Raw genomic sequence first — 24,478 nt, 5'->3', positions numbered from 1 at the left:
GTCGGCGCGGTGAAGGACACGGCCGGCAGGCTGGTCGCCGATGTGGTCTCCGGCAAGGTCAAGCTCCCCTCCGTCCCGAAGGTCAAGGTGCCGCGGCCCGGACGCAAGGCGCCGGTCAAGGCTGCCGAGCCCGTCGTGAAGCCGGCTGGCAAGCCGGTTGCCGAGCCGGCCGTCATGCCTGAGACCGCGGTCGCGCCGGTCGCGGACCCGCAGGTCGAGCCCGCCCCGGTCACCCCCGAGAAGGCAGCCGCGCCGGCCGAGAAGCCCGTCCCGGCGAAGAAGACCGCCGCCAAGAAGACCACGGCCACGAAGAGCGCTGCGAAGAAGACGACGGCGGCGAAGAAGACGACGGCCACGAAGGCGCCCGCCGCGAAGAAGGCCCCGGCGGCCAAGAAGACCACCGCGAAGAAGACGCCGGCGGCCAAGAAGACCGCGACCCCGGCGACCCCGTCGACTCCGGAGACCCCCGCGACCTCGTCGGCCCCGGCGAAGACGACGGCCGCGAAGACGACGGCCGCGAAGAAGACCGCAGCGAAGAAGACGACGGCCAAGAAGACGGCAGCCAAGAAGACGGCAGCCAAGAAGGCTCCGGCGAAGACGACGGCGGCGACGAAGGCTCCGGCGAAGAAGACCCCTGCGAAGAAGTCGACGGAGAGCGGCGCCTCGGCGACCCCGGAGACCGGCGCAGAGACGCCTTCGGTCGACTCCTAGCCGAGACTCGCGACCCGCACCGAAGCCAGGGCCGTACGCGGCCCGAGCCCCAGCCTGCGTACGGCCTCGAGGTCCTCGAGGGTGTCGACGTCGTGGCGCAGCGAGTGCAGGTCGCCCTCCAGCGGATGGGCCCCGCCGTCTCGATGGGCGGCGGCGGACCCGGGCCCGAAGGCGGGCTGGAAGCGGTCGTGGGGTGCGGTGTAGAGCGTGGTCCCCCCGCCCGCCGCGTCCTCGACGTACGCAGCCGTGAACCCGCTCGCGGCGGTCAGCGCCGCGTCCAGGTCGGCGGAGCGGAGTGCGGGCAGGTCGCCGCACAGGGCCGCGGGGCGAAGCTCCGGCCAGCGGCGCCTGGCTTCACGTGCGCCCTGCACAAGGGTCTCGTTGAGGTCTCCGCTGACCCCGTCGGGGATGACGGCGGCACCGAGGCGAGCGACGTCGGCTGCGAAGTAGGAGTCGTCGGTGATCACCAGGACGGCACCGACGCCGGAGGCGGCCAGGCACGACTCGGCGGTGTCGAGGGCGAACGAGCGAGCCAGATCGGCGCGTTCGTGCGACTCGATGCCGACCAGCCGGGACTTGCCGCGCGCCGGAGGCTTGACGGGCAGCAGGACGACGTAACCGGGTGCAGGTGCAGGCACAGGGTAGATCCTGACAGGTATCTCACAACCCCGAGGTGACGGCCCGGTAGCCTGCGTTCGTGGGAAAGTACCGGAAGTTCCAGGAGGGCAGGATCGGCTGGCCGTGGGTCGTGGCCGTCGGCATCGTGAAGCCCGTCCTTCTTGCCACCACCAAGCACCAGTGGGACGGCGGCGAGAAGATCCCGGAGAGCGGGGGAGCGGTGTTCGCGCTCAACCATGTCTCCGAGATCGACCCGTTCACCGCCGCACACATCGTGTGGGACTACGGTCGTAGGCCCAGCTACCTGGCCAAGGCCGCGCTGTTCAAGGGTCCGTTGGGCAGGTTCCTGCGGGCGGCCCGCCAGATCCCGGTGGACCGGACGGCCGGTGCGTCGGCGTTCGACGCGGCCGTGAAAGCGGTGAACGAGGGCAGCATCGTGGTCGTCTACGTGGAGGGCTCGATCACCAAGGACCCGACCGGCTGGCCGATGCGCGGCAAGTCCGGCGCGGCCCGGATCGCGCTCGCGACCGGTGCCCCGGTCTACCCGGTGGGACAGTGGGGAGCCCAGGAGCTGCTTCCGGCGTACTCTCTCAAGCCGCACCTGATCGGCCGCAAGATGATTCAGATGAAGATCGGTGACCCGGTCGACCTGAAGGATCTCGAGGTCCAGGAGCACACTGCCGCGGTCGTGAACCAGGCGACCGACCGGATCATGAAGGCGATCGTCGGCCTGGTGGCCGACATCCGGCAGGAGGAGCCGCCCAGCGAGCTCTTCGACCCGAAGAAGGCCGGTGTGAACGCGACCGGCAACCCCGACAAGAAGAGGAACACCAAGTGAGCGAGCGTCAGGGTGGCAAGGTAGCGGTCTTCGGAGCGGGCTCGTGGGGCACCGCGTTCTCGGTGATCCTCGCTGACGCGGGCAACGACGTGACGATGTGGGCGCGCCGCGAGGAGGTCGCGGCGGCGATCAACGACACCCACGAGAACCCCGACTACCACCCGGGCACCGAGCTGCCCCGCAACATCAGCGCGACCCACGACATCGAGAAGGCGGCGTACGGAGCCGACCTGGTCGTCCTGGCCGCGCCGTCGCAGACGCTGCGCGCCAACCTCACCGACTGGGCGCCGTTCCTGCCCAAGGACGTGCCCCTGGTCTCTCTGATGAAGGGCGTCGAGCTCGGCACCCTGGAGCGGATGAGCGAGGTCATCGCCCATGTCACCGGCGCCGGGCCGGAGCGGATCGCGGTGGTCAGCGGTCCCAACCTGTCCAAGGAGATCATCCGTCGTGAGCCTGCCGCCGGGGTCGTGGCGTGCGCCGACGAGGAGGTCGCCAAGGCGATCCAGGCCCGCGTGCACTCGCCCGCGTTCCGCCCCTACACCTCGACCGACGTCGTCGGGTGCGAGATCGGCGGCGCCTACAAGAACGTGGTCGCCATCTCCACCGGGATGGCCGCGGGCATGGGGTTCGGCGACAACACCCAGGCCTCGCTGATCACCCGCGGCCTCGCCGAGACCGCGCGACTGGCGATGAAGCTGGGCGCCAACCCGATGACCCTGATGGGTCTGGCCGGACTGGGTGACCTGGCCGCGACCTGCTCCTCGCCGCTCTCGCGCAACCGTACGTTCGGGGAGAAGCTCGGCAAGGGCATGACCACCGCCGACATCCTCGCCTCCAGCCATCAGGTCGCCGAGGGCGCCAAGTCGTCGCACTCGCTGCGCGAGCTGGCGGCGAAGGTCGGCGTGGACGTGCCGCTGGCGCAGTACGTCGACGACGTCGTCTCCGGCGCCAAGACGGTCAGCGAGATCATGGACGAGATGCTCGAGCGGCCGACGAAGGCGGAGACCGAGTAGGACATCGAGGCGGAACGGCCCCGGAGCGAGTGCTCCGGGGCCGTCGCTGTCGGTGAGGCCTCAGGCGGTCCCGAGGTCCTTCCACGGGCCCCACTCCTCGGTGCCGGGAGTGTTGCCCTGGGTCCACCACTTGGCCTCCCACAGGTGGCCGCCGTAGGTGACGCGGTCACCCGCCACGTACACCGTCGTGGCCGACCACGCGGCCGCGCCGCCCGGCGGGTCGGTCGGCGGGTCGGTCGGCTCCTCGGTCGGCGGGTCGGTCGGGTCCGGCTCCTCGACCGGACCACCGGTGCCGTTGCGCATGGCGTCGGCGAAGGTGCCGATCAGCTCGCCCTGGCGGTCCCCGGACAGCTCCCACCACATGCCTCCGCCGAGGCGCTGGGAGATCGCGTAGGCCGCCTTCTGCCTGATGGTGGACACGTTGTCGTAGGTCCACCACTGGTTGCCGTCGTAGCGCCAGGCGGCGCCGGTGGCGGCGTCGTAGTGGTCGGTGCCGCGGGTCTTGAGCTTGTCGTAGTCCTCGTTGCCCGCCTCGTACGTCCCGGGTGCCGCGGCCGTCGCCGGCCCCCACGGCTGGGCCGAGGTCGCGCCCTGCCAGCCGCGACCGTAGGCCGCCATGCCCAGGCCGAGCTGGGACGGCGAGATCCCGGCGTCGAGGTACTCCCGGACCGACTCGTCTACGCTGAACCGCTTGCCGTCGGGGCGCGGGTCGGCGGGGTCGGCGTAGAGGTTGCCCTGGTGGCCGGTGAGCTTCGGGTCCCAGGCGCCCCACAGGTCGTAGCCCTGGATGTTGCCGAAGTCGAGCGAGCGGAAGATCGCCGGGTCGTTCCAGCCGCCGGCCTCGATGTCCTGCGGGTTGGCCGGGAGGAAGGCCGAGAGCTGGTAGTCCTTGCCCGTGGTCGCGCCCAGGGCGTCCAGCTGGGAGCGGAACTCGGCCAGCAGCGCCTTGAAGTTGGCGCGGTCGTTGACCGGGTCGACGTGGTTGCCGGCGTTGCCGTTGGGCGAGCCCGGCCACTCCCAGTCGATGTCGAAGCCGTCGAAGACACCGGCGGCCGAACCGGCGCCACCGCGGCCGTCGATCACCGGCAGGTTGCCCTTGATGTAGAGGTCGATGCACGAGGAGACGAGCTTGCGGCGCGACTCCGGGGTCGCCGCGGCCAGGGAGAAGTTCTTCGACCAGGTCCAGCCGCCCAGCGAGAGCAGGACCTTCAGGCCCGGGTGCTTCGCCTTGAGCTGCTTGAGCTGGTTGAAGGAGCCGGCCAGGGGCTGGTCCCAGGTGTCGGCCGTGCCGGAGACGGATGCGTCGGCTGCGTACGACATCCCGTAGTCGGCGTAGGCGTCACCGGCCCCGTCGGAGCCGTTGGGCCCTTCGCCCTGGGCCTTGTTGGCCTCGAAGCAGGTCAGGGTCTGGTGGTGGATGTTGCCGAAGGCGTAGTTGAGGTGGGTCAGGTCGTCGGCGACGCCGGACGTCTCGAGCTGCTTGACCTTGAAGCCGCGGCCGTAGACGCCCCACTGCACGAAGTAGCCGACGTTGCGGTAGCCGTTGATGGCGGTCGGCTCCGCGGCGGCCGCCTTCAGCGATGCGCTGGACGGGCTGCTGGTGAGGGCGAGCGTGCCGGTGAGGGCGAGTGCTCCGGCGAGTGCGCCGATGAGAAGGCCGGCGATCCGGCGTGATCTTCGTGGGGGCAAGGCGACATGCATGGTGACACCTCCGAGGTGATGGCTTGCTCGGGCACCAGGCGCCCGATCGCCTTTCGATGGTGGCAGTCTCCGTATTTGTAAGCAACCCTTACTAATTAAGGAATTTCAGAACGTAATTCGAGGTCGGCGCGGAAGTAGTACGTTCGATTGGCCGCCAATCCTGGGAGATCGCCATGCTCGGACGCCGCTCTGCAGTTGTTGCCACGTTGACCGGAGGCGCGCTCGCCCTGGCCACCCTGGTCCCGTACGCAGGGGCCACCGCCGCCCCCGACGACCGGCTCGTGCCGCCACCGAAGGTGCCCACCGCGGTGGGCTACGGCGGCGCGGTGGCGAGCGTCGACGCCGATGCGAGCCGGATCGGGCTCGAGGTGCTGCGCAAGGGCGGCAACGCGACCGACGCGGCGATCGCGACGGCCGCAGCGCTCGGGGTCACCGAGCCCTACTCGGCCGGTATCGGCGGTGGTGGCTTCTTCGTGCACTATTCCGCGCGCACCGGTGAGGTCGAGACGATCGACGGACGGGAGAAGGCGCCGGCAGCGATGCCGCACGACGCGTTCATCGATCCGGAGACCGGCAAGGAGTATCCGTTCTTCCCGGACATGGTCACCAGCGGCGCCTCGGTCGGCGTCCCCGGCACCCCGCTGACCTGGGACAAGGCGCTGAGGAAGTGGGGCACCCGCTCGCTCGCCCAGTCGCTCGAACCGGCCGCGCGGCTGGCTCGCCGAGGCTTCGTCGTCGACCAGACCTTCCGCCAGCAGACCGTCGACAACGCGGAACGTTTCGCGGCGATCGATTCCACCGCGGAGCTGTTCCTTCCCGGAGGGTCCGCGCCCGAGGTCGGCAGCCGGTTCCGCAACCCCGACATCGCCGCGACCTACGACCTGATCGGACGCAAGGGCGTGAAGGCCTTCTACCGCGGCCCGCTGGCGGCCGAGATCGCTGCGACCGTGGCCGAGCCGCCGAAGACCGACGACACCGACCTGCCGGTCCCGCCGGGCTGGGTCACCGCCGAGGACCTCGCCGCCTACACCGCCCCCGACCGAGAGCCGACCCACTCGACCTACCGGGACCTGGACGTCTACGGGATGGCGCCGCCGTCCTCCGGTGGCACGACGGTGGGGGAGGCGCTCAACATCCTGGAGCGCTACGAGCTGGCCGGGATGAGCGCTACTGAGGCCTACCACCACCTGATCGAGTCGAGCGCGATCGCCTTCGCCGACCGTGGCGCCTACCTGGGCGACCCCGACCACGTCGACGTGCCCGTCGACGCCCTCCTCGACGACACCTTCGCGGCCGAGCGGGCCTGCGGGATCGATCCAGCGGCCGCTAGGCCGAAGCCGGTGGCCGCCGGGAACGCCGACGACTACGACGGCGTCTGCGACGATCCGGCCGGCGCCGGGGTGACCGCCAGGGACACCGAGAACCTGGAGACCACCAACCTGACCGTGGTCGACCGGTGGGGCAATGTCGTCGAGTACACCCTGACCATCGAGCAGACCGGAGGGTCCGGCATCACCGTGCCCGGTCGCGGCTTCATCCTCAACAACGAGCTGACCGACTTCTCGACCACCTACCGGCCCGACGATCCCAACCGGATCGAGCCCGGCAAGCGACCCCGCAGCTCGATGTCGCCGACGATCGTCCTCTCCGACGGGCGCCCCCTGCTCGCGGTCGGCTCGCCCGGAGGCTCGACGATCATCACCACCGTGCTCCAGATCCTCGTCGAGCGGTTCGCCCGCGGCCGGACCCTGCCCGAGGCGATGGCGGCGCCGCGGGTCTCCCAGCGCAACGCCGCGAACACCGGGGCCGAGCCGGCGTTCATCGAGGCGTACGGAGGGCCGTTGACGTCGCTGGGACACCGGTTCGCCTCCACGGCAGAGATCGGCGCGGCCACCGCGATCGAGATCGGCCCGGACGGGCTGCTGACCTCGACGGCGGAACCCTGGCGTCGAGGGGGTGGGTCGGCGCTGGTGGTCAGCCCGGCGCCCTAGCCTCCGAGGCGCTCCAGCGCCTGGGCGAGGTCGTCCCAGAGGTCGTCGACGTCCTCGATCCCGACCGACATCCGCACCAGCCCCTCGGGCACCGTCGACGACTCGGTCTTCCAGCGTCGACGGCGCTCGAACGTGGACTCGACGCCGCCGAGCGAGGTCGCGTGGACCCACAGCGAGGTGGAGTGGGTGAGGAGGTCGGCCTGCTCCGCGGTCGGGAGGACGGCCGCCAGCATCCCACCGAACCCCGGATAGCGGACCTCCGCGACGGCCGGGTGCGCCCCCAGCCGCTCGGCCAGGGTCGCCGCGTTGGCGGCGGAGCGCTCGACGCGCAGGTGCAGCGTACGAAGGCCGCGAAGCGCCAGCCAGGCCTCGAACGGGCCGGGGATCGCGCCGAGGAGGTCGCGACGGGCCTTGAGTACGTCCCACAGCGCGTCGTCGGAGACCACGACCGCGCCCATCACGACATCGGAGTGACCGGCGATGAACTTGGTGGCCGAGTGGATGACGATGTCCGCGCCGAGGGCGAGCGGCTGCTGGATCAGGGGAGTGGCGAAGGTGTTGTCGACCACCACGCGGGCTCCGGCCTTGTGCGCGGCGGCGATGACGGCCGGCAGGTCGGCGAGCTGCATCCCCGGGTTGGTCGGCGTCTCGACCCAGACCAGCGCGACCTCGCCGTCGAGCCGCTCGAGCAGCTTCACGACCCTCGCGGTGTCGGAGAAGTCGGTGAGACGAGCGGTCAGCCGGCCGCGGGCCTCAAGGTCGGCCAGCTGGCCGATCGTCCCCAGATAGCTCTGCTCGGTGGCCACCACGACCGAGTCGTTGACCAGGTCCAGCAGCGTCGCGACCGCCGCGAGCCCGGATGCGAACGACAGCGCTCGCCCGCCCTCGAGCCTCCCGAGCGCTTCCTCGAAGGCCACCCACGCGTCGTTGGTGTAGCGCCCGTACTCCTTGTCGCCGCCGGCCACATAGGTCGAGGCCATCGTGATCGGTACGTTGAGCGGCTGGTCGGGCTCGTGGGCCGGCCGCCCGGCGTGGACGGCGATCGTGGCGGGCTTGTGATCCATGCCTTCGACCCTATTGCCCCCTCCGTCGACGGGTCTCACACGCCGCGCGGTTACGGGTCGGCGTACGGTCCCGGATAAGGTTGCGGCCGTGTTGACGACCCTGCTGGATGGACGTGCCTTCGGTGAGAAGCACGGCAAGGATGCTGCCACCGTCGTGGCCCTGCACGGCTGGGCCCGCAACCGCAGCGACTGGGGATCGACGCTCGAGGGCCTGGACGCGCTCGCGCTCGACCAGCCCGGATTCGGCGCCACGCCGGCTCCGGACGAGGTCTGGGGGTCCGAGGACTACGCCGCATGGCTGGCCCAGATCCTCGAGAGCCTCGACCGTCCGGTGCTCGTCGGTCACAGCTTCGGCGGCCGGGTGGCCGTCCAGCTCGCCGCAAGCCGTCCGGAGCTGGTCCGTGGCGTCATCCTCACCGGGGTGCCGTTGTTCCGCCCGAAGACCGGTGGCAAGCCCAAGCTCGCCTACCGGATCGGCCGCTGGCTCCACTCCAAGGGGTTGATCCCCGAGTCCAGGATGGAAGCGCTGCGCGAGAAGTACGGCTCGACCGACTACCGCAACGCCAAGGGCATCATCCGCGACATCTTCGTGAAGGTCGTCAACGAGTCCTACGCCGAGCAGTTGGCAGCCATCCCGAAGGACCTCCCGGTCCGGCTGATCTGGGGCGAGAACGACACCGCCGCCCCGGTCTGGATGCCCGGTGAGGCGATGGAGATCCTGGGGGACAACGCGACCCTGGAGATCGTCCCGGGCTCCGCACACCTGCTCGACGCCGGGCTGGTCAAGAGCCTTCGAGGCGCCATCGACGAACTTCGTACGAACTGAATCTGAGGGGCTGAAGAAGAAGCATGTGGATCGTCCTGGTCACCTCCGCGCTGACCCTGGTCTCGTACTACCGCTGGCTGCGGGTCGCTCAGCGTGAGCACTACGAGCCGACCCGGCTGTTCGCGATCGAGTGGATCTGGATCAAGGCCCGCCCGGTCGAAGCGATCCTGCTCGGTGCGGTCGTCGTGGTCTGCCTGGCGTCGTTCGTGCTGCCCTACGGTGCGCTCGTGGGCGCGCTGCTGTTCCTCGGCTGGCCCGTGGGCATGTCGTTCACCGGCGCGAAGCGGCTCGTCTGGACCGACCGCGTCAAGCGTCTGGCCGGTGTGCTCCTCGGGCTGCATGCCGTCGTCACCGTCCTGATCGTGCTGTTCGCTCCGGTCGCCGCCGGCCTGCTCCCGATCCTCGCGGTCCCGCTGGCCGAGGCGGCCCTGGCGATCATGTGGCCGGTCGAGAAGGCGATGGCGAAGAAGTGGCAGGTGCAGGCCGCCGCCACGATCAAGAAGGTCAGCCCGAAGATCGTCGCGATCACCGGCTCCTACGGCAAGACCTCCACCAAGAACTACGCCACTCACCTGATGCAGGGCCGCTGGTCGACGCTGGCCTCGCCGGCGAGCTTCAACAACGCGATGGGCCTCTCCCGCGCGGTCAACGACCGCCTCCAGCCCGGCACCGACATCTTCGTGGCCGAGATGGGCACCTACGGTCCCGGTGAGATCGCCGAGCTGACCGAGATCTTCCCGCCCGAGGTCGCCGCGATCACCACGATCGGCGAGGCCCACCTGGAGCGGATGAAGTCCCGCGAGACGATCGTGAAGGCCAAGTCGGAGATCCTTCCGAAGGCCTCGACCGTGGTGCTGAACATCGACGTACCCGAGCTCGCCCTCATCGCCGAGAACCTCCGCGCCAGCAAGCGCGTGATCGCCTGCTCCGCGGTGCCGGGCACCGCCGCCGAGGTCGTGGTGGCCGACGGCAACCTGACGATCGGCAACGAGACGTACGCCGTGGAGCTGCCCGACGAGGTCGGCCACCCGATCAACGTCGCGATCGCCGTCGGCCTCGCTCTCGCGGTCGACGTCCCGATCGAGACGATCACCCAGCGGCTCTCCTCGATCCCGGGTACGCCCCACCGTGCCGAGGCCAACCGGACCCCGGGTGGCGTGTGGGTCGTCGACGACACCTTCAACTCCAACCCGACAGGCGCCGCGGCCGCGCTCGCGAAGGCGAAGCGGCTGGCGGGGGAGTCGGGCACGGTGTGGACCATCACGCCCGGTATGGTCGAGCTGGGCACCGAGCAGGCCGCGCGCAACATCGAGTTCGCGCAGGCTGCCACGGCCTCCGACAAGATGCAGCTGTGCATCGTCGGTCGCACCAACCGAAAAGCGCTGCGGGCGGGGGACCCCGCGCGAACCACTGCGTTCGACAGCCGCAAGGCGGCGGCGGATCATGCTCTGACCGCGGCCAAGGAGGGCGACGTGGTGCTGTACGAGAACGACCTCCCCGATCACTACGCGTAGGACCCCAGGAGCTTCCACCATGAGCGTAACCAAGGCCACCATCGTCTTCGGCGGTCCCAGCGCCGAGCACGACATCAGCATCCTCACCGGCCTGCAGGCAGAGCGGGTCCTCTCCGGTGCCGGCGTCGAGGTCACCTGCCTCTACTGGGCGCGCTCGGACAAGTGGTTCCTGGTGCCCGCCAAGCAGGAGGCGCGCGACTTCCTCGGCGGCGAGCCGAAGGGCTCCAAGGCCGTCGAGTTCCGGCTCGGCACCGAGAAGGGCGACGGCTTCTACACCGTCGGCGGCTTCGGCGGCGGCAAGCGCCTGGAGACCGGCCCGATCCTCTCCGCCTTCCACGGCGGCGCGGGCGAGGCGGGCGGCATCCAGTGGCTCTTCGAGCTCGCCGGCCTGAAGGCGACCGGCGCCACCCCGGCCTCCGCCGCGCTCGGCATGGACAAGCTCGCCTTCGGCGCGGTCATGCTCAACGCCGGCCTGCCGTCGCTGCAGCGCGAGCTGCTCTCGCGCTACGCCGCCCCGTCCTTCGAAGGCCCCTACATCGTCAAGCCGCGCTTCGGCGGCTCCTCGATCGGCATCGAGGTGGTAGACGACTACGAGACCGGCCTCGCGCTCCTCAACACCTCGCCGCACCTGCGTGCCGGTGCGGTCGTCGAGCCGTACCGTCCCGACCTGTTCGACCTCAACGCCTCGGTCCGCACCGCGCCCGAGATCGCGGTCAGCGACGTCGAGCGCCCGCTGCGCTCCGACGAGGCGAAGATGTACGACTACTCCGCCAAGTACGTCCACACCGACGGCTTGTCCTCCTCGCCGCGCGAGTTCCCGGCCCAGGTCGAGGAGTCGGTCACCAAGCAGATCAAGGACCTGGCCGTACGCGTCGTGGAGCTCACCGGCCTGACCGGCATCCTCCGCATCGACTTCCTCTCCGACGGCAAGGGCGAGGTCTTCATCAACGAGGTCAACTCGATCCCCGGCGCGCTCTCGCTCTACCTGTGGCCCGACACCCCGGCCTCCGAGGTACTCACCAGCGCCATCGCCGAGGCCGAGAAGCACGTCCCCCAGGTCACCCGGAACTTCGAGGAGGGCGTCGCCCTCAAGGCCGCCGGCGGCATCGCCGGCAAGCTCACCGGTCTGAGCTGAGGCCGAGTCGGCGCAAGCTAGGGATACCCGGTTGACCGGGTATCCCTAGGCATGACGGGCACTGAAACGGCCGTCAAGCACACGAAGTGACTGTCATGTTGCTCTGACCGTCTCTACCTTTGACCAACTCGGTGGGCCATGGGCCGATCAGTATCCACAACTACACCTCGAGATCGGGTTATCCACAGCGGCAGTTTGGCTGCCCGAAAATGTCGTAGGTCATCGTCAGTGTGATCGGCATGAATCTCGAACCAGATGACGTACGTCTCATGCCCATCCAGCTGCGGCGGGAACTGCTCGCGTCCGGCTACGACGATGCCGCGATCCTGCGAGGCGTCCGATCAGGCCAGTTTTCTCGCGCCCGCCGCGGGGCGTATGTGAACGCTGCGCCGTACGCAGCACTCGACGAGCGCTCGAGGCATGCCGTGCGTGCAAGGGCCGCTGCGAAGCAGGCGAAGACCGAGGTGGTGATCTCCCATGCCTCTGCGATCGCCCTCTACCCAGAAACGGTCCCGACCTGGGGGCTCGACCTGCACCATCTGCACCTGACTAGGCGAGACGGTCGAAGCGGGCGCAAGGAAGCGGGCGTCCAGCAGCATCGTGGGCGCTTGATCGAGAGTGATGTCATTCGCCTCGGTGACGTCGACGTCACTTCGCCGGTGCGGGCGCTGCTCGAGGTCACCACCATGGCACGGGTTGAGGTCGGCCTCGTCCTGGCGAGCTGCCTCCTCCACCGCAAGCTGGTCACGATGGAACAGATCGTCCAGCGGTACGCCGGCACGATCGATCGCTGGCCCCAGACCCTGACCACTGATCTGGTTCTCCGTCTCGCGGACGGACGCATCGAGTCGGTCGGTGAGGGAAGGGTGCTCTATCTGTGTTTTGCCCAAGGCCTACCCATGCCATGCCCTCAGTACGAGGTGAGTGACGAGTCAGGGAACATCGTCGCTCGGCTCGACTTCGCGTGGCCTGAGTACGGCGTGTGGGTCGAATTCGACGGGCGCATCAAGTATCAGGAACTGCTGCGCGAGGGCGAGTCGGTCACTGACGTCGTGCTGAGAGAGAAGCGTCGGCAGGAGATGATCGAGGACATCACCGGTTGGCGGTGCATTCGACTGACCTGGGCTGACCTATCCAACCCGGAGCGGGTTGCCGCCAAGATCCGCGCTGCCCTCGCGCGCTCGGCTGCTTGATGCGTACGTCGACACCCGAATGGCGAGATGCGCGGGGACACGTGACGGGCACTTCGTGGACTTGGTGGGTGTTTCAGTGCCTGCTAAGTCCAGGGATACCCGGTCGACCGGGTATCCCATGCCCGTCCGGGTCAGCGGGCGAGAGCGCGCTTGAGGAGGGCGAGGGTGACCTCGCCCATGGAGGTGCCGTCGTGCTTGGCGGCGAAGGGGAAGACGCTGGTCTCGGTGGCGCCGGGGGTGATGGCGACCTCGAGGACGACGAAGCTGCCGTCGGGGGTGACCATGAAGTCGGTGCGGGAGATGTCGCGCATGCCGAGCAGCTTGTGGGCGCGTACGGCGGTCTCGCCGAGCTCGGTGAGCACCGCGTCGGGGAGATCGGGGCGCCCGAAGCCGACGAACTCGGCGGTGTAGCGCGCCGCGAAGTCGAACTCGTGGCCCTTGCTGAAGTCGATGGCGATCGGCGTCAGCGGCTTGGTGCCCTCGTCGGTCTCGTGGACGACCACGGAGACGTCGATGCCGGCGTAGAAGCGCTCGATGAGCGCCTCGTCGCAGTAGGCGTAGGTCTTGACCAGGGCCGCGGGGAGGGCGGAGAGGCCGTCGACGCCGGTGACGCCGAGCGCCGAGCCGCCGCGCGAGGGCTTGACCACCACCCGCTCGCCCATCCGTGAGATGACGTGCTCCATCAGCACCGGAGCGCCGACGTCGCGGAACGTCGTGGACGACAGCGAGACCGAGTCCGGCACCGGGATGCCCCCGCGGCGCAGGAGCTCGCGGGCAGCGGCCTTGTCGAACGCGACGCGGCAGGAGGTGGAGACGGTGCCGACGTACGGGATCCCGATCAGCTCCAGGAGCGTCTGGATCTCGCCGTCCTCACCGAACTGGCCGTGCAGGGCCGGCAGTGCCACGACCGCCTTGTCGCGCTCGAGGTTGTGCAGCAGCGCCCGGTCGAAGTCGTACGCAGCCACCTCCACTCCCAGCGCCGACAGCTCGCGCACGAGGTTGCGGCCGGAGGCCAGCGACACGTCGCGCTCGTGGCTCAGCCCGCCGGCGATGACGGCGACAGGCCCGGGAAGAGGAGGTTTGCTCATGGCTTCGTTCTAACAGACGGCCGCGACGGGCCGTCAATCTCAGGTGTGGACGACCGGCTCAGATGTGGACGACCGGGCAGGTCAGGGTGCGGGTGATGCCTTCGAGGCTCTGGACGCGAGCGACGACCATCTTGCCGAGCTCGTCGACATTGCGGGCCTCGGCACGGACGATCACGTCGTACGGACCGGTGACGTCCTCAGCCAGGGTCACGCCCTGGATCTTGCCGATCTCGGTGGCGACCTCTGCGGCCTTGCCGACGTCGGTCTGGATGAGGATGTACGCCTGTACGACCATGGTGCTGCTCCTGTTCTCCGTGCCTTCCTTGGCACAACGTCAGGCATGTAACCTATCGCGTTATCTGTCGCTCGACCTACACCGACCCTGGGGATAAGACACGTCATGCGTGTCCCGGTATCTCCGGGCATCGCCGGGAGGGTTGGATACAGGTATGGCTTTTCCGAGGGACACGACACTCGCCGACGTCGGTGAGTTCGGGCTGATCACCGAGATGACCAAGCACTTCGCCCAGGGGGAGCACGTGCTGGTCGGCCCCGGCGACGACGCCGCGCTGCTGCGGGTCAAGCAGGGTCACGTCGTCGTCTCGACCGACCTGCTCGTCGAGGGCCGCCACTTCCGGCGCGACTGGGCCGAGGCGTCCCACATCGGCCACCGGGCGGCGGGGCAGAACCTCGCCGACATCGCCGCGATGGGCGGCGTCGCGCACTCGATGACCCTCGGCCTCGCGGTGCCGTCGGATCTCCCCGCCGAGTGGGCCGTCGACTTCGCGGAGGGGTTCGCCGCGGAGTGCTCGCTGGTGGGCGCCTCCGTCGTCGGCGGCGACGTCACCGGTGCCGACCAGATCGTCATCTCGGTGACCGCCATCGGGGCGGTCGCCCAGGCGCCGGTCCTCCGCTCCGGCGCGGAGCCCGGAGACGTACTCGCGCTGTGCGGTCGCCAGGGATGGGCCGCGGCGGGCCTGGCGATCCTCAAGCGCGGGTTCCGCTCACCTCGGGTGCTCGTCGACGCCTACCGCCGCCCGCAACCGCCGTACGCAGCCGGCCCCGCCGCCGCGGCGGCCGGCGCCTCGGCGCTGATCGACGTCTCCGACGGTCTGCTCTCGGAGGCCAGGCACATCGCCGAGGCCTCGGAGGTCTCCATCGACGTGCACACCTCGGCGCTGACCATCCCCGACGAGCTCAAGGCGGTCGCCTCGGCGACCGGCGCCGACGCGCTCGCGTTCGTGCTGGGCGGGGGAGAGGACCACTCGCTGCTCGCCGCGTTCCCGCCCGAGGTCGAGCTGCCGCAGGGCTGGACCGTCATCGGGTCGATCGGCGAGCCCGGTGGTGAGCCGGTCACGGTCGACGGGGAGGTCTACGAGGGGCCGGCGGGGTGGACGCACTTCTGAGAATCGCGCGACGGTTCGTCTAGGTATGCAGCCGAACCGTCACTTCCCGCGTGGAACTCCGCCGGGGAAGTGACGGTTTCTCTGCATACCTAGACGAACCACCACCACGACCCGCCGACGACAAAGGCCGCCACCCCGAGGGGTAGCGGCCTTCGACGAAGAATCAGCTCAGCGAGCGACCTTGCCGGCCTTGATGCAGGTCGTGCAGACATTCATACGCTTCGGGGTGCCGCCGATGACGGCACGGACGCGCTGGATGTTGGGGTCGAAGCGGCGCTTGGTCGCCTTCTTGGACCACGGCCGGTTGTTGCCGAAGCCCGGCTTCTTGTCGCAGATGTCGCAGACGGCAGCCACCGTGAACTCCTGAGGTTGAATAGATGATCGAGGTCGAATAGATATTGCCGGCGAGCGCGATGAACGGCTGCCCAGCCGAGACAACCGAACAAGCGTAGCCCGTCCGGCTGTGACGAACGAAATCGTCAGTCGCCGGAGCGGCGATCCCGCCACCGGTCCAACGGGGCCGCCAGCGCGGTGGCCAGCTTCCACCGCTTCGACCCGCGCAGATCGTCGATCTCGGTGCGCTGACCGGCCAGCTGCTTGCGCTGCGACTCGAGCCTACGGCGCTGGTCCGCGACGACCTCACGGAGCCGGGCGACCTCCTCGCGCAGCTCGAGGCCGTTCTCGACCCAGTCGGGCAGTCCGGGGGTCTGCGGAAGGTCGGGGGAGAGGCCGCGGCGCAGGACGACGTAGAACTCGATGTCGTTCTCCGGGACCGGCAGGATCTTCTCGACCGACCAGCCGGTCAGCCCGAGACGGCGCAGCTCGGCGATGATCTCGGGGAACGAGCGGTCGGTGTAGGTCCACACGTGGCAGTCGACGTACTCGCCACGGCGGGCCCGCTCGACCTGGGCCAACGTGTAGCCGAGGTCGTGGATGCAGGTCTCGGCCTCGCTCGGACCGCGGTGGTGGAGCCGCTTGGGGTCGTGGTCGACCGCGGCGCGGTGGTGGTCGAAGACGGCACGTACGGACGGAATGGTGTCGCCCGCCTCGTGCGCCTGCAGGATCTGGCCCATCGTCGTGGGCGGGCGGTGGGCGTCGAAGGTGTAGCGCCGGTCGGGGACGACCAGGACCAGGGCCCCGTCGGGGGCGGTGACGGCCTCGACCTGTCCCAGCCATCCGACCAGGTCGGGTACGTGCTCGACGACGTGGCTGGCCAGTGCCCAGTCGAAGGGCGCGCCCTGCTTCGCGGCCTCCTCGAGCGTACGCATCCGGACGCCGTCCCACATCGGATAGTCGATCTCGGGGATGGCCTCGCGGGTCACGTTGGGGTTGTCGGTGTTGGTCTCGTAGAGCCGGTTGCGGTCGTAGAGGTCGAGATAGGACACGTCTGCGGCGCCGCGGGGGACGAGCGGCTTGTGCAGCGGTCCGATCTCCAGGCCGTGGCCGGTGGAGAAGTCGAAGATTTCGGCGACGCGACGAGCGCGTGGGGACGGGGTCGGGATCGACATCCGGAAGTCCTTCGGCGTAGGGAAGTCTCCACACTAGGGATGAATCGTCACCCGTGCGGGGCGCGACCCGGCAGAACTTGTTACTCGCTCGTGTCTTTGCTGCAGCCTCGGATTTGTTCACCCGTCGTTTACCCCGTACCCAGGCACGGCCTAACCTTGGGGCCGCGACGCCGGGAAGTGTGTTCGGCGTCACAGTGTCTGGCTGGATGCAGGGTGTCGAGGAGTAGGGAGGCAGAGTGGCCGAGGTCAAGCTCGATCTGTTCCGCCGGTTCGGCGACCTGGCGACCGACGCGCTCGCGTCGCACCGCGAGGAGATCGACGCGCTCAACGTCTTTCCGGTGCCCGACAGCGACACCGGCACCAACCTCTACCTGACCATCGCCGCGGCCCGCGACCGGCTGCGCGAGTTCACCGGATCCGACTGGCGGGAGGGGCTGCGCGCCTTCTCGCGGGGCGCGCTGCTGGACGCCCGCGGCAACTCCGGGGTGATCCTGGCCGAGATGATCGGCGCCCTGCTGCGCCGCCTGATCCAGGCCACCGCGGAAGAGCGCACCGCCGTCGTCTTCGCCGACGCGCTGCGCAACGCGGCCAACGCTGCCTACGCCGCGGTGGGGGAGCCGCAGGAGGGCACCATGCTCAGCGTGCTCCGCGCCGCCGCGGACGCGGCCGAGGCGTGCGTCGAGATCGACGACTCCGCGCGCACCCGCGACGTGATGTCGGTCGCGGCCAGCGCGGCCCGCGCCGCCCTCGCCCGTACGCAGGAGCAGCTGCCCACGCTCGCCGCCGCCGGGGTGGTCGATGCCGGTGGCCGCGGGATCTGCGTCCTCCTCGACGCCTTCGACACCGCCCTGACCGGGCGCCGGCCGAGCCCGCAGGCACCGACCCCGCACATCCCCATCCCGATCCGGGCCAGTCCGGCAGGTCTGGCCGGGGCGGACGGTCATGCGCTGGAGCCGGGCGGCCCGGCCTACGAGGTGATGTACCTGCTCGATGCCGAGGACGCGGCCATCCCGGATCTCCGCAAGCGGCTCCAGCCGCTCGGCGACTCGCTGGTCGTCGTGGGTGGCGAGGGCATCTGGAACGTGCACGTCCATGTCGACGACGTCGGCGCCGCGATCGAGGCCGGGATCAACGCGGGCCGGCCCCACCGGATCCATGTGACCCACTTCGCCGAGCAGATCGCCGGCCAGGCCCACCGGCACGCGACCCGCAGCGGGCGTGCGGTGATCGCGTTCGCCGCGGGCCCGGGGCTGGCGGAGCTCTTCCGTGGCGCCGGTGCGATCGTGATCGAGGGCGGCCCGCACCGGCGCCCGACGACCTCGGAGCTGCTCGAGGCGATCACCGCCTCCGGTGCGTCCGAGGTGATCGTGCTCCCCAACGACGCGCCCACCCGGCAGTCGGCCGAGGCCGCCGCGCGCACCGCCGAGGACGACCTCGACATCAGCGTCGCGGTGATCCCGACCCGCAGCCAGGTGCAGGGGCTGGCGGCGATCGCGGTCCACGAGCCCGGCCGGAAGTTCGACAAGGACGTGCTGGAGATGACCGCCACCGCGCGACACGCGCGGCACGGTGCGGTCACGATCTCGAACACCCGAGCGATTACCATGGCTGGGCCGTGTATGCCGGGCGACGCGCTCGGGGTGCTCGACGGAGACTTCGTCAAGGTCGGCCAGGACCTGGAGGTATGTGCGACCTACGTCCTCGCCCGGCTCATCGGCGGTGGTGGCGAGCTGGTCACCCTGGTCTCCGGCCTGGAGGACCCCACCGGCGAGCTCGCCCAAGGCGTCGCGGCGTGGCTGGCTGCCAACCATCCGGCCGTAGATGTGATGGTGTACGACGGAGGCCAGGAGCGTTACCCCCTCCTGATGTCGGTCGAGTAGAGGAGAAGAGACGGTGGCGATCACCCTCGAGTCGCCGATCGAGGCCGTGCTGGGCAACAGCAAGCACGCCACGAAGTTCACCAAGGGTCTCGGCCTGCGCACCGTCGGCGACCTGCTCTACCACTTCCCGCGGCGCTACCTGCGCACCGCCGACCTCAGCCAGACCCCGCAGCTGCACGAGGGCGAGATGCTCACGGTGCTCGGCGAGGTGGTCAGGAGCGTGGTCCGACAGCACACCGATAGGCGCACCGGCCGGCCCGCCTATCGCGTCGAGACCCAGCTCAAGGCCGGCACCGCCGACCTGCAGCTGACCTTCTTCTCCAAGTCCCAGCGGATCGCCGAGTGGCGTCGCGGCGTGCTCGCCCCGGGAGTCCGGGGGGTCTTCGTCGGCAAGGCCGGGTCGTTCCGCGGCGAGTGGCAGCTGGCCAATCCGCAGATGGTCGTCTTCGGCGACGACGACGCCGAGAACGCCGCCGAGGCGGCCGACAACCAGATGGCCGTCGAGGAGCTGACCGAGCTCTTCCCGATCTACCCGCTCACCGCGGGGCTGCAGCACTGGGACGTGATGCGCGCGGTGCGGTTCGCCCGGCAGGTCGTCGAGGACGTCACCGACGTGCTCCCGGAGCAGCTGCGGGAGACGTACGACGTGCCGGGGCTGCGCGACGCGCTCGACCTGATCCACGCGCCCCATGAGCTCAAGGACGTCCAGCGCGCCCAGCACCGGTTCCGGTTCGAGGAGGCGCTCGGGCTGCAGCTGGTTCTGGGCCGGAGGAGGCGGGCGCTCCAGGCGCTCGGCACCACCGCCCGCACCGGCGGGGTCCACCACCTGCTCGAGGCCTTCGACGAGCGGCTGCCGTTCACCCTCACCAAGGGGCAGGAGACGATCGGGGAGGAGCTCGAGACCGCGCTGGCCCAGCCCCACCCGATGAACCGCCTGCTCCAGGGCGAGGTCGGCTCCGGCAAGACGCTGGTCGCGCTGCGCGCGATGCTGCGGGTCGTCGACTCGGGTGGCCAGGCCGCGCTGCTGGCTCCTACCGAGGTGCTCGCCCAGCAGCACCATCGCTCGATCACCGCGATGCTCGGTGACCTGGCCGCCAGCGGCCTGGCCGGAGGGCTCTTCGCCGGCGACCAGGAGCAGACCCATGTCGAGCTGCTCACCGGCTCGATGACGAAGACCCAGCGCAAGGGACCGCTGAGCCGCATCGCCACCGGCGAGGCCGGGATCGTCGTCGGCACGCACGCGCTGCTGCAGGACCAGGTGATGTTCGACGACCTGGGTCTGGTCGTCGTCGACGAGCAGCACCGCTTCGGCGTCGAGCAGCGCGCCGCCCTGACCGACAAGGCCGGCACCCCGCCGCACCTGCTGGTCATGACCGCGACGCCGATCCCCCGTACGGTCGCGATGACCGTCTTCGGTGACCTCGAGGTCTCCACGCTGACCGAGCTCCCGGTCGGCCGCGCGGAGATCCAGACCAACCTGGTCTCGCTCGTCGACCACCCCGCGTGGATCGCCCGGGTGTGGGAACGCGTCAAGGAGGAGGTCGAGAAGGGCCACCAGGTCTACGTGGTCGCCCCGCGGATCAGCGGCGACGAGTCCGAGCAGGGTGAGAGCGACCAGCGCGACTTCGACGCCGACGGCAACGAGGTCGCCTCCGCCAAGGGCCAGCTCTCCGCCGTCGACGAGGTCACCGAGGAGCTGACCACAGGTCCGCTGCGCGGGCTGAACGTCGCCAAGCTCCACGGCAAGCTCCCTGCCGAGGAGAAGGAGCGCACGATGAGCGCCTTCGCCGCCGGCGACATCGACGTGCTGATCGCCACCACCGTGATCGAGGTCGGCGTCGACGTACCCAACGCCACCACCATGGTCATCCTCGACGCCGACCGCTTCGGCGTCTCCCAGCTCCACCAGCTGCGCGGCCGGGTCGGCCGTGGCGGCCTGCACGGTCTGTGCCTGCTGGTCTCCCACGCCGAGGCCGGCACCCCGGCCCGGACCCGTCTGGACGCGGTCGCCGAGACCACCGACGGGTTCGCGCTCTCCCGGGTCGACCTCGACCAGCGCCGCGAGGGAGACGTGCTCGGCGCGTCCCAGTCGGGCCGGCGATCGAGCCTGGAGAGCCTGCGGGTGCTCCGTGACGAGGAGACGATCCTGCAGGCCCGCGAGGCGGCCGAGGCCCTGCTGGAGAAGGACGTGGACCTCGCGGCCGCGCCCCTGCTGGCCGAGCGGGTCGGCGAGATCGAGGAGTCCGCCTCCGCCGACTACCTCGAGAAGTCCTAAGGTGTCCCAATGACTCGGATCATCGGAGGCGTCGCAGGAGGGCGGCGCCTACTCGCTCCCAAAGGGGTGCGGACCCGTCCCACCACCGACCGGGTCCGCGAGGCGCTCTTCTCGGCGATCGAGTCGTCCTACGGTTCCCTGGCCGGGCTGCGCTTCCTCGACCTCTACGCCGGCACCGGCGCGGTCGGGCTGGAGGCATGGTCCCGCGGCGCCGGAGTCGTGACCCTGGTCGAGTCGGACCGGCGTACCGCCGGGGTGATCCGCTCCAACGCGAAGGAGCTCGGCTTCCCGCGGGCCAACGTGGTCGCGGCGAGCGTGGCGAGCACCCTGGTGACGCCGCCGGCGGCTCCGTACGACATGGTCTTCCTCGACCCGCCCTACCCGCTCTCGGACGACGCGGTCGCCGAGGACATCGCGCTGCTGGTCAAGCACGGCTGGCTGGTGCCGGGTGCGCTGGTCGTCGTCGAGCGGTCCGCGCGCAGCCCCGAGCCGGTCTGGCCCGACGGGTTCACCGAACAGAAGTCGAAGAAGTACGGCGAGACCACGCTCTGGTACGGCACTGCGCCGGATTGATCGAAGGAGAATCGAAGACATGACGCGTCGCGCGGTGTGCCCGGGGTCGTTCGACCCGCCCACCTTCGGCCACCTCGACATCTTCACCCGCGCTTCGGCGATCTTCGACGAGGTCGTCATCGCCGTCGGGGTCAACCCGTCGAAGTCGAAGCGCCTGTTCACGCCCGAGGAGCGGATGGAGATGATCACCGAGATCACCGCCCCGCTGGGCAACGTCCGGGTCCAGACGTTCACCGGGCTGGTCACCGACTTCTGCGTCGAGATCGACGCCCAGGCGATCGTGAAGGGGCTGCGCGGCGCGCCCGACCTGGAGTACGAGGCGCCGATGGCGCAGATGAACGCCCACATGACCGGCGTCGAGACCGTCTTCCTGCTCAACGACCCGCGCTGGGCCGCGGTCTCCTCCAGCCTGATCAAGGAGATGGCCACTTTCGGTGGGGATGTGTCGGCTTTCCTGCCGCCGGATGTTCTTGCACGACTCACCAAGCGTTTGGCAGAACGTTCCGAGTAAGGGGCACGGTTCGCCGGTATCGTCTATCAGCGCTGCCCGTCATTCTTTCTCTGGAGATCAATGTCCACCTCAGGCCGTTCACCGCTTTCCTTGGCCAAGCAGTCCTACGCCGCTTCCCTCAAGGCCGTCGGTCGCGGGCTGACGAAGACGGGACTCGCGAAGGAGACCGCTCCGCCGGTCGAGCAGCGCTGGCGTCACTGGACCCACTCGCTCACCAAGGTCTACGACTCCCTGGCGATGGCGAAGCTGGACGTGCCGTGGTGGACCTACGACGCGATCACCGCCGTCGACGCCTGGCTGAGCGAGCGTGAGCGCCCGATCCGGGTCTACGAGTACGGCTCCGGCGCCTCCACCATCTGGCTCTCCCGCCGCGCCGACGAGATCCACTCCGTCGAGCACCACAAGGGTTTCGGCGAGATGATGCAGGCCGAGCTCGCCGGGGAGGAGAAGATCTCGCTGCGGGTCATCGAGCCGGTCCCCAACGACAACCCCGTGGTCCCCTCGCAGAAGGAGGGCCACGCCGGCCTCGACTTCGAGGCGTACGTCAACTCCATCGACGACGTCGACGGCGAGTTCGACCTCGTGGTGATCGACGGGCGTGCCCGCGAGGCGTGCCTGGAGAAGGCCAAGGACCGGCTCGCGCCCGGTGGGATCATCGTCTTCGACAACAGCCGCCGCAAGCGCTACGTCGAGGCGATCGCGGCGTCCGGGCTGAAGGAGACCATCCACGCCGGCCTCACCCCGACCCTGCCCTACCCCGAGCGCACCTCGGTCCTGATCAAGGGCTGAGACCCACGTCATCACGGGCGCCCGGCGTGGATCATCCATGCCGGGCGCCCGCTCTCATAGGGTCGCCGTCATGGCGTCACCTGGGGACCTGAGAGCTGATCACGCGGAGCCGGTCGGGACCGTCAGGTGGGCGACGTTCGCCGGCGTGTGCGTGCTGGCGCTGCTCTGGTCGGCCTACTCGGTCGGCGCCCAGAACGGCACCTTCCTGACCCAGGACTTCGGCGCGCAGTACCACCTGGCGAAGATGACCGCGCACGGCGCGATCCCACTGGTCGACTTCGAGCACGGCTGGAACGCCGGCTCCTTCTGGGTCTCCTCGGTCCTCTACGCGGTCGCCTCCGGGTCCCCGACGATCTGGTACTTCCTCTGGGGCCGCCTCCTCGGCGCCGGCCTCGGCGCCGTCCTCGCCGCCGCCATCGGGCTGCGGCTGCGGCTGCACCCGGTCGTGATGGTGGCGGTCGCGCTCGGCGTGCTCCTGCTCGCGACCCCGCTGCACATCAAGTACACGATCTGTCTCCTGTGGGTCTTCATCCTGCTGCCGACCGGTCGGCTCGAGTCGCGGCCACGCCTGGCCGCGGTCGCCCGGGTGCTGCTCCCGGCGCTGGTCTTCTGGCAGTACGTCGAGCTGGCCGTGCTCCTCACCGGAGCCTCGGGTCTCTTCGAGCTCTTCGCCCGCCGGGACGTCGCCTGGCGCACCCGGATCGTCAACTGCGTCCAGCTGGCCGGCGGGTTCGTGCTCGGGCTGGTTGTCCAGGCTGCTGCGTACAAGGTGCTGTGGGGACTCTCCTTCGCCGACTTCAACCGGCAGGTGATCCTCGGCCAGACCGAGACGCACGAAGGATCGCAGTACGCCGTCTGGAACTTCTTCGACCTGCCGACCGAGTCCGGGCGGTTCTTCATCCTGGCGCTCTACCCGTTCGCGCTGCTGCTGCCGTTCGTGCCGCTGGTGTGGCAGCGGATCTCCGACTCCACCCGGCTGATCGCGCTCGCCGGGCTGGTCCTCGTCGTGGTCCCGATCCGGCGCGTCGACAACCCCCACACCACCACCGTCTCCGCTCTCGTCCTCCTCGCCGTGGTCCTCGCGGTGGCGGAGCTCTATCGCCCTCCGTCGGTGTCGAAACCAACGCGGTCACTCATCGCGTTACCTCTCGGCGTGGCCGGCGCACTGTGGGCGGCCGCGACCCTCTGGATCGGGTTCGGTCTGCAGAGCATGACGGGCGGGGTGCTGCTGGTGGCCCTCGCGGTCGCCGGCGCGGTCCTCGGATCGACGTTCCTGCGCGGGACGGTCGCCGCGGTCTCCGCCGGTGCCCTCGTCGTCCTCGGCTGCGTACCCGCGCTCGCCTCCGTCGACCACCTCGACGACCTGCGCCGTGACGCGAAGTCCTTCCAGGTGACCGACGCGATCACCCGCTGGGCCGGTCCGGAGTACGACCGCTGCAGCGGCGGCACCCGCGAGGCGCTGGTCATGCCCAACTATCTCGAGCTCTACGACACCCTCGACCTCACCAACCCGACGCCCTACTACCTGTTCCACTACGACTTCGCGCAGTACGAGGACGTGCTGGTGCCTCAGCTCGAGGACGGGTCGATCCCGGTGATCATCGAGACGATGCCGCTGCACACGCCGCAGCCCTGGCTCACCGACGCCATCCACGCCAACTATGTCCCGTGCTCGATCGTGAGGATCGAGAAGCAGGCGACGACGGTCACGATCTGGACCCACAAGTCTCGGGGGAGTGTGGAGCGGCGTGATCTCAGTGTTCGGGGTGGGGAGCTCGTTCCGACGCGCTGATTCGGCTGTTCTTTGTGGTCGGTGTTTGCCGCGGGGGCCCTGGGTTGGGTAG

Annotated in this window: 22 protein-coding genes; 15 read left to right on the top strand and 7 right to left on the bottom strand. The window is 69.7% G+C overall.

The genetic code is table 11. The features are described from left to right. Positions 1-9 precede the first annotated feature (9 nt). Complete coding sequence (locus tag OG984_RS11870) at positions 10-711, top strand: hypothetical protein (RefSeq protein WP_328531777.1); 702 nt, start codon at positions 10-12, stop codon at positions 709-711. On the opposite strand, the gene cofC is transcribed toward OG984_RS11870, so the two are convergent. Continuing rightward, positions 708-1,349 carry a 2-phospho-L-lactate guanylyltransferase gene (gene cofC / locus OG984_RS11865; protein ID WP_328531776.1) on the bottom strand — a complete coding sequence of 214 codons (642 nt, stop codon included), beginning with the start codon at positions 1,347-1,349 and terminating at the stop codon, positions 708-710. The two genes, OG984_RS11870 and cofC, sit on opposite strands and share 4 nt — an antisense overlap. A gap of 59 nt (positions 1,350-1,408) precedes the next feature. Here cofC and OG984_RS11860 point away from each other — a divergent pair, with 59 nt between their 5' ends. Further along, on the top strand, positions 1,409-2,167 hold the full coding sequence (locus OG984_RS11860; RefSeq protein WP_328531775.1) for a lysophospholipid acyltransferase family protein: 759 nt from the start codon (positions 1,409-1,411) through the stop codon (positions 2,165-2,167). Next, a complete protein-coding gene (locus tag OG984_RS11855) occupies positions 2,164-3,180 on the top strand; it encodes an NAD(P)H-dependent glycerol-3-phosphate dehydrogenase (protein ID WP_328531774.1) in 1,017 nt (338 codons plus the stop codon). Before OG984_RS11860 ends, OG984_RS11855 begins: the two co-directional genes overlap by 4 nt. A gap of 60 nt (positions 3,181-3,240) precedes the next feature. Here OG984_RS11855 and OG984_RS11850 read toward each other — a convergent pair whose 3' ends face one another. Further along, the gene (locus OG984_RS11850; RefSeq protein ID WP_328531773.1) at positions 3,241-4,881 is read right to left on the bottom strand and encodes a glycosyl hydrolase family 18 protein; all 1,641 of its coding nucleotides are present in this window, start codon (positions 4,879-4,881) and stop codon (positions 3,241-3,243) included. 173 nt (positions 4,882-5,054) lie between these two features. Between OG984_RS11850 and ggt the strand changes: the two genes are divergently transcribed. Continuing rightward, a complete protein-coding gene (gene ggt / locus OG984_RS11845) occupies positions 5,055-6,872 on the top strand; it encodes a gamma-glutamyltransferase (protein ID WP_328531772.1) in 1,818 nt (605 codons plus the stop codon). Here ggt and OG984_RS11840 read toward each other — a convergent pair. Continuing rightward, positions 6,869-7,936 (bottom strand): trans-sulfuration enzyme family protein, encoded by a 1,068-nt coding sequence (locus OG984_RS11840; RefSeq protein WP_328531771.1) that lies wholly within the window; start codon positions 7,934-7,936, stop codon positions 6,869-6,871. The two genes, ggt and OG984_RS11840, sit on opposite strands and share 4 nt — an antisense overlap. An 88-nt stretch (positions 7,937-8,024) precedes the next feature. Here OG984_RS11840 and OG984_RS11835 point away from each other — a divergent pair, with 88 nt between their 5' ends. The 4 genes from OG984_RS11835 (at position 8,025) to OG984_RS11820 (ending at position 12,604) form a co-directional block, all read left to right on the top strand. Then, complete coding sequence (locus OG984_RS11835; protein WP_328531770.1) at positions 8,025-8,762, top strand: alpha/beta fold hydrolase; 738 nt, start codon at positions 8,025-8,027, stop codon at positions 8,760-8,762. 23 nt (positions 8,763-8,785) lie between these two features. Further along, a complete protein-coding gene (locus tag OG984_RS11830; RefSeq protein WP_328531769.1) occupies positions 8,786-10,276 on the top strand; it encodes a UDP-N-acetylmuramoyl-tripeptide--D-alanyl-D-alanine ligase in 1,491 nt (496 codons plus the stop codon). A gap of 19 nt (positions 10,277-10,295) precedes the next feature. Continuing rightward, complete coding sequence (locus OG984_RS11825; RefSeq protein ID WP_008358334.1) at positions 10,296-11,411, top strand: D-alanine--D-alanine ligase; 1,116 nt, start codon at positions 10,296-10,298, stop codon at positions 11,409-11,411. A gap of 239 nt (positions 11,412-11,650) precedes the next feature. Then, positions 11,651-12,604, top strand: coding sequence for a hypothetical protein (locus OG984_RS11820; RefSeq protein ID WP_328531768.1), 954 nt, complete (start codon positions 11,651-11,653; stop codon positions 12,602-12,604). Between the two features lie 131 nt (positions 12,605-12,735). On the opposite strand, the gene OG984_RS11815 is transcribed toward OG984_RS11820, so the two are convergent. Together OG984_RS11815 and OG984_RS11810 are read right to left on the bottom strand one after the other, a co-directional pair. Further along, on the bottom strand, positions 12,736-13,692 hold the full coding sequence (locus OG984_RS11815) for a D-alanine--D-alanine ligase family protein (protein WP_328531767.1): 957 nt from the start codon (positions 13,690-13,692) through the stop codon (positions 12,736-12,738). 58 nt (positions 13,693-13,750) lie between these two features. Continuing rightward, positions 13,751-13,987 carry an Lrp/AsnC family transcriptional regulator gene (locus tag OG984_RS11810; protein WP_008358330.1) on the bottom strand — a complete coding sequence of 79 codons (237 nt, stop codon included), beginning with the start codon at positions 13,985-13,987 and terminating at the stop codon, positions 13,751-13,753. 154 nt (positions 13,988-14,141) lie between these two features. On the opposite strand from OG984_RS11810, the gene OG984_RS11805 reads away from it, so the two are divergent. After that, a complete protein-coding gene (locus OG984_RS11805; protein WP_328531766.1) occupies positions 14,142-15,098 on the top strand; it encodes a thiamine-phosphate kinase in 957 nt (318 codons plus the stop codon). A 168-nt stretch (positions 15,099-15,266) separates the two neighbouring features. On the opposite strand, the gene rpmB is transcribed toward OG984_RS11805, so the two are convergent. Beyond that, positions 15,267-15,452 carry a 50S ribosomal protein L28 gene (rpmB, locus tag OG984_RS11800; protein ID WP_183546560.1) on the bottom strand — a complete coding sequence of 62 codons (186 nt, stop codon included), beginning with the start codon at positions 15,450-15,452 and terminating at the stop codon, positions 15,267-15,269. Between the two features lie 125 nt (positions 15,453-15,577). Then, the gene (locus tag OG984_RS11795) at positions 15,578-16,606 is read right to left on the bottom strand and encodes a class I SAM-dependent methyltransferase (RefSeq protein WP_328531765.1); all 1,029 of its coding nucleotides are present in this window, start codon (positions 16,604-16,606) and stop codon (positions 15,578-15,580) included. Between the two features lie 236 nt (positions 16,607-16,842). Between OG984_RS11795 and OG984_RS11790 the strand changes: the two genes are divergently transcribed. The 6 genes from OG984_RS11790 (at position 16,843) to OG984_RS11765 (ending at position 24,426) form a co-directional block, all read left to right on the top strand. Continuing rightward, a complete protein-coding gene (locus OG984_RS11790) occupies positions 16,843-18,486 on the top strand; it encodes a DAK2 domain-containing protein (protein ID WP_328531764.1) in 1,644 nt (547 codons plus the stop codon). 13 nt (positions 18,487-18,499) lie between these two features. Continuing rightward, complete coding sequence (locus OG984_RS11785; RefSeq protein ID WP_328531763.1) at positions 18,500-20,761, top strand: ATP-dependent DNA helicase RecG; 2,262 nt, start codon at positions 18,500-18,502, stop codon at positions 20,759-20,761. Between the two features lie 9 nt (positions 20,762-20,770). After that, entirely contained in the window at positions 20,771-21,334 is a 564-nt protein-coding gene (gene rsmD, locus OG984_RS11780) for a 16S rRNA (guanine(966)-N(2))-methyltransferase RsmD (protein WP_328531762.1), read from the top strand. A gap of 19 nt (positions 21,335-21,353) precedes the next feature. Next, positions 21,354-21,845: a pantetheine-phosphate adenylyltransferase gene (gene coaD, locus OG984_RS11775; RefSeq protein ID WP_328531761.1), complete on the top strand. Its 492-nt coding sequence runs from the start codon at positions 21,354-21,356 to the stop codon at positions 21,843-21,845. A 90-nt stretch (positions 21,846-21,935) separates the two neighbouring features. Continuing rightward, positions 21,936-22,634 (top strand): class I SAM-dependent methyltransferase, encoded by a 699-nt coding sequence (locus OG984_RS11770; protein ID WP_328531760.1) that lies wholly within the window; start codon positions 21,936-21,938, stop codon positions 22,632-22,634. Between the two features lie 70 nt (positions 22,635-22,704). Further along, on the top strand, positions 22,705-24,426 hold the full coding sequence (locus tag OG984_RS11765) for a hypothetical protein (RefSeq protein WP_328531759.1): 1,722 nt from the start codon (positions 22,705-22,707) through the stop codon (positions 24,424-24,426). The last annotated feature ends 52 nt before the right edge of the window (positions 24,427-24,478 follow it).

The organism is Nocardioides sp. NBC_00368, assembly GCF_036090055.1.
Lineage (GTDB): Bacteria > Actinomycetota > Actinomycetes > Propionibacteriales > Nocardioidaceae > Nocardioides.
The sequence above is the reverse complement of the archived record's forward strand: the minus strand, read 5'-3'. Positions and strand labels throughout refer to the sequence as shown.

What these genes read in the sequence shown, in the direction of transcription:
- OG984_RS11850 (WP_328531773.1), bottom strand. Translation starts at nt 4,881, where the DNA reads ATGCATGTCGCCTTGCCCCCACGAAGATCACGCCGGATCGCCGGCCTT.
- ggt (WP_328531772.1), top strand. Translation starts at nt 5,055, where the DNA reads ATGCTCGGACGCCGCTCTGCAGTTGTTGCCACGTTGACCGGAGGCGCG.
- OG984_RS11840 (WP_328531771.1), bottom strand. Translation starts at nt 7,936, where the DNA reads ATGGATCACAAGCCCGCCACGATCGCCGTCCACGCCGGGCGGCCGGCC.
- OG984_RS11830 (WP_328531769.1), top strand. Translation starts at nt 8,786, where the DNA reads ATGTGGATCGTCCTGGTCACCTCCGCGCTGACCCTGGTCTCGTACTAC.
- OG984_RS11825 (WP_008358334.1), top strand. Translation starts at nt 10,296, where the DNA reads ATGAGCGTAACCAAGGCCACCATCGTCTTCGGCGGTCCCAGCGCCGAG.
- OG984_RS11820 (WP_328531768.1), top strand. Translation starts at nt 11,651, where the DNA reads ATGAATCTCGAACCAGATGACGTACGTCTCATGCCCATCCAGCTGCGG.
- OG984_RS11815 (WP_328531767.1), bottom strand. Translation starts at nt 13,692, where the DNA reads ATGAGCAAACCTCCTCTTCCCGGGCCTGTCGCCGTCATCGCCGGCGGG.
- OG984_RS11810 (WP_008358330.1), bottom strand. Translation starts at nt 13,987, where the DNA reads ATGGTCGTACAGGCGTACATCCTCATCCAGACCGACGTCGGCAAGGCC.
- OG984_RS11805 (WP_328531766.1), top strand. Translation starts at nt 14,142, where the DNA reads ATGGCTTTTCCGAGGGACACGACACTCGCCGACGTCGGTGAGTTCGGG.
- OG984_RS11795 (WP_328531765.1), bottom strand. Translation starts at nt 16,606, where the DNA reads ATGTCGATCCCGACCCCGTCCCCACGCGCTCGTCGCGTCGCCGAAATC.
- rsmD (WP_328531762.1), top strand. Translation starts at nt 20,771, where the DNA reads ATGACTCGGATCATCGGAGGCGTCGCAGGAGGGCGGCGCCTACTCGCT.
- coaD (WP_328531761.1), top strand. Translation starts at nt 21,354, where the DNA reads ATGACGCGTCGCGCGGTGTGCCCGGGGTCGTTCGACCCGCCCACCTTC.
- OG984_RS11765 (WP_328531759.1), top strand. Translation starts at nt 22,705, where the DNA reads ATGGCGTCACCTGGGGACCTGAGAGCTGATCACGCGGAGCCGGTCGGG.